This is a genomic window from Bernardetia sp., from assembly GCF_020630935.1.
GTDB lineage: Bacteria > Bacteroidota > Bacteroidia > Cytophagales > Bernardetiaceae > Bernardetia.
Genome location: NZ_JAHDIG010000143.1, coordinates 1 through 3,487 on the forward strand (window position 1 = coordinate 1; position 3,487 = coordinate 3,487).

Below are 3,487 nucleotides of genomic sequence, written 5' to 3' on the forward strand. Positions count from 1 at the left end.
CTCAACTACCAATAAAATTACCTCCCCTCTCTGAACAAAGAGCCATAGTTTCCAAACTAGAAAGTTTGTTTAGTGAGTTGGATAAGGGTATTGAAAATATACAAAAAGCACAACAACAACTAGAAATTTATAGACAAGCTGTTTTGAAAAAGGCTTTTGAGGGAGGATATACAAGTAAAAAACTAGAAGAAAGTAAGTTACCTAAAGAGTGGAAATTGATAAAACTGAGAGATATTTGTGATATGAAGGCAGGTTTTTTTATCAAAGCATCACAAATCAGCAAAGACTATAAAGACAATTTATTTCCTTGTTATGGAGGTAATGGCTTGAGAGGTTATGTTGAATCGATGACACATGAAGGAACATTTCCGATTGTAGGAAGACAAGGAGCATTATGTGGAAACGTGCATTTAGTCAATGGAAAGTTTCATGCAACTGAACATGCCGTAGTTGTAAAGGCTAAAAATAATATTGATACCAAATGTTTGTATTACAAGCTATTACAAATGAGGTTAAATCAATATTCAACAGGTACAGCTCAACCTGGATTATCTGTTAATAAAGTTGTACAAGTTGAGACTATATTTCCTCTAAACCTCCAAGAGCAAAAGCAAATAGTTCAAGAAATAGAATCTCGCCTATCAGTTTGTGATAAACTAAATGAAAGTATTACAGAGAGTTTGGAAAAAGCAGAATCTTTACGTCAGAGTATCTTGAAAAAAGCCTTTGAAGGAAAGCTCCTTACCTCAGCAGAACTAGCAGCCTGTAAAAAAGAAGCTGATTATGAACCAGCCCAAAAGCTACTAGAGCGTATTCAAGCTGAAAAAGTAGCCCAAGAAAAGGCTAAAAAATCAACTAAAAAAACTAGAAAAAAATCAGTTAAGAAATGAGTAATGAATCAAATTTAGTTTCGAAAGTATGGAATTTCGCTCACGTATTGCGTGATGATGGAGTAGGTTATGGCGACTATTTAGAGCAAATTACCTATCTGTTATTTCTCAAAATGGCAGATGAGTATTCCAAACCTCCCTATGATAAGAAAATTGACTTTCCAAAAATCAAAGATACCGAAGGTAATGAGCTAGAAGATGGAGAGCTTTGTAATTGGGAAACTCTAAGCCAAAAGCGAGGAGCAGAACTAGAATCGTATTACTCACAGCTATTGCGCTCACTAGCTACTGAAAAAGGAATGTTAGGGCAAATCTTCGCTAAGTCTCAAAATAAAGTACAAGACCCTGCAAAACTCCTTAAAATCATTGACATGATTGGAAAGGAAAACTGGACAATGGTAGGCTCAGATGTAAAAGGCGATATTTATGAAGGACTACTAGAAAAAAATGCAGCCGATACCAAAAGTGGAGCAGGACAGTATTTTACACCAAGAGACTTGATTAAAGCGATGGTAGCTTGTGTAGCTCCTAAGCCTATGAAAACAATTCATGACCCTTCATGTGGAACAGGAGGTTTTTTCTTAGCAGCTTACGATTTCATTGAAAAAAATCATAGACTAGACAGAGAAGAAAAGAAGTTTCTAAAAGACAATACTTTCTCAGGCAATGAAATTGTAGCAGCAACACGCAGACTTTGTTTGATGAATCTGTTTTTACATAATATTGGAGAAATGGATGGAGAAAGTTTTATTTCTCCAAATGATGCACTTATTTCAGATGAGGGCATTCGTGTAGATTATGTGTTGGCAAATCCTCCTTTTGGTAAGAAAAGTAGTATAACTATTACTAATGAAGATGGAGAGCAACAAAAACAAGATTTGAGTTCTAATCGTCAAGATTTTTGGGCTACTACAAGTAATAAGCAACTAAATTTCTTACAGCATATTCGTAGTATTCTTAAAATAGACGGACAAGCAGCTGTCGTTTTGCCTGATAATATTCTTTTTGAAGGAGGAGCAGGAGAAACAGTAAGAAAGCAACTCATGCAAATGACAGAGCTTCATACTATTTTACGTCTTCCAACAGGTATTTTTTACGCACAAGGTGTAAAAGCAAATGTGTTGTTTTTTGATAATCGTGCAGCAGCAAAAGAAGCTCACACCAAAGAAATTTGGTTTTATGATTATCGCACTAACGTACATCATACGCTAAAGAAAAGTCCAATGAAGTTGAGTGATTTGCAAGACTTCATAGACTGTTATAATCCTGCTGACCGAACAGACAGGAAAGAAACTTGGTCAGAGGAAAATCAAGAAGGCAGATGGAGAAAGTACAGTTATGAGGAAATCTTAGCTCGTGATAAAACCAACTTAGATATTTTTTGGCTGAAAGACCAAAGTTTGACAGACTTGGATAATTTGCCTGAGCCAGACCTTTTGGCTTCTGAAATCATTGAAAATATAGAATCTGCCTTAGATGGCTTTAAAGAAATTGCTGAGATTTTAGAAGATGAATAGAAGTGTATTCTATCAAATAACACAGAAAAAAGCTATATTACTTCAAAATAATATAGCTTTTTTAATTTCTTCTATCTATGAAACAAATAACAATCTTTATCGCCTGTGTAGTAGTATTTATCAGCTTACTTTTATCTCAATTCAAAGTTATTTTCTGTGAAACAGGACAAGATATTTGGATTCGTGGTAAATGGTATGATAAAATTGATAGTTTTATTTATGTAGTAGATGAACCAAACGAATATGATTATGAAATAGGAGAGTATGACTTCTTTTCTGAAAAGCCTGTTTTGATTATTAGTTTAAAATAAAAAAAAACGAATTACTTAGTAGCAATTCGTTTTGCAATTATAACAAAAAAAGCAATAATTAATGTATATCATTCAACAAAATTCAATACATTGCTATTTTTTGTTTATTGAGAGTTAGACAACAAATATACAAAATATAAATTATTTTTTCTTATTGAATTTTAGCTTTACACCTTTTTCTTGTTCCCAATGCTCCATACGACACTTTTTAGAACAGAATTTTTGATGATTTACTTTGTAGATATAAGGGTTTCCACAATTAACACACTCTCTATTTCCTTTTTCCAACGGATTGCGTTTAACGGAATCCGTTGTATTTGATGCGTTAGGAAACTCAAAACCTATCGGATTTACCTTTGATTCGGTTTTTTCTCCTACTTGAAAGCCTGCTCCGTTAGTCGTATAATAGTTTTTTTGCCCTGTAAAAGTCTGATTCGCTTGGTTTTGGATAGAAGTTGATAGATTTTTGAATAAATCTTTGATAGATTCTGTTAGCTCACTCATATCAAAATCATTGTTCTTTCTATTGTTTAAAGCGTTTTTCTTTTGGAGAACTTCAAAATTTACGCCTTCACGTTCTACATTTCTTAGATAGATAAATTTGTAGCGATACGATAGAAGACAAATAATTTCTAAGATAAAAACTACAAAAGCCACTATCATTGCTAAATCTAAGTTTTCAGATTCTGCTAAAAGGATTCTAGTTTCTGATAGCTTTTCCGAAGCTGTGAGCTTTCCGTCCAGCTTGTCCATAACTTCGTTTTTGGCT

General features: G+C 33.6%; 4 protein-coding genes. 3 read left to right on the forward strand and 1 reads right to left on the reverse strand.

The features are described 5' to 3' along the window. From QZ659_RS20335 to QZ659_RS20345, 3 genes are all read left to right on the forward strand, one after another. A partial coding sequence (locus QZ659_RS20335; RefSeq protein WP_291728910.1) for a restriction endonuclease subunit S occupies window positions 1-890 on the forward strand: 890 nt, incomplete at its 5' end. Then, the gene (locus QZ659_RS20340) at window positions 887-2,407 is read left to right on the forward strand and encodes a class I SAM-dependent DNA methyltransferase (protein WP_291728912.1); all 1,521 of its coding nucleotides are present in this window, start codon (window positions 887-889) and stop codon (window positions 2,405-2,407) included. The genes QZ659_RS20335 and QZ659_RS20340, both read left to right, overlap by 4 nt. A 77-nt stretch (window positions 2,408-2,484) precedes the next feature. After that, on the forward strand, window positions 2,485-2,718 hold the full coding sequence (locus QZ659_RS20345) for a hypothetical protein (protein ID WP_291728915.1): 234 nt from the start codon (window positions 2,485-2,487) through the stop codon (window positions 2,716-2,718). A 141-nt stretch (window positions 2,719-2,859) separates the two neighbouring features. On the opposite strand, the gene QZ659_RS20350 is transcribed toward QZ659_RS20345, so the two are convergent. Then, window positions 2,860-3,487, reverse strand: a 628-nt coding sequence (locus QZ659_RS20350; RefSeq protein ID WP_291728917.1) for a hypothetical protein, incomplete at its 5' end; no start/stop codon positions are given.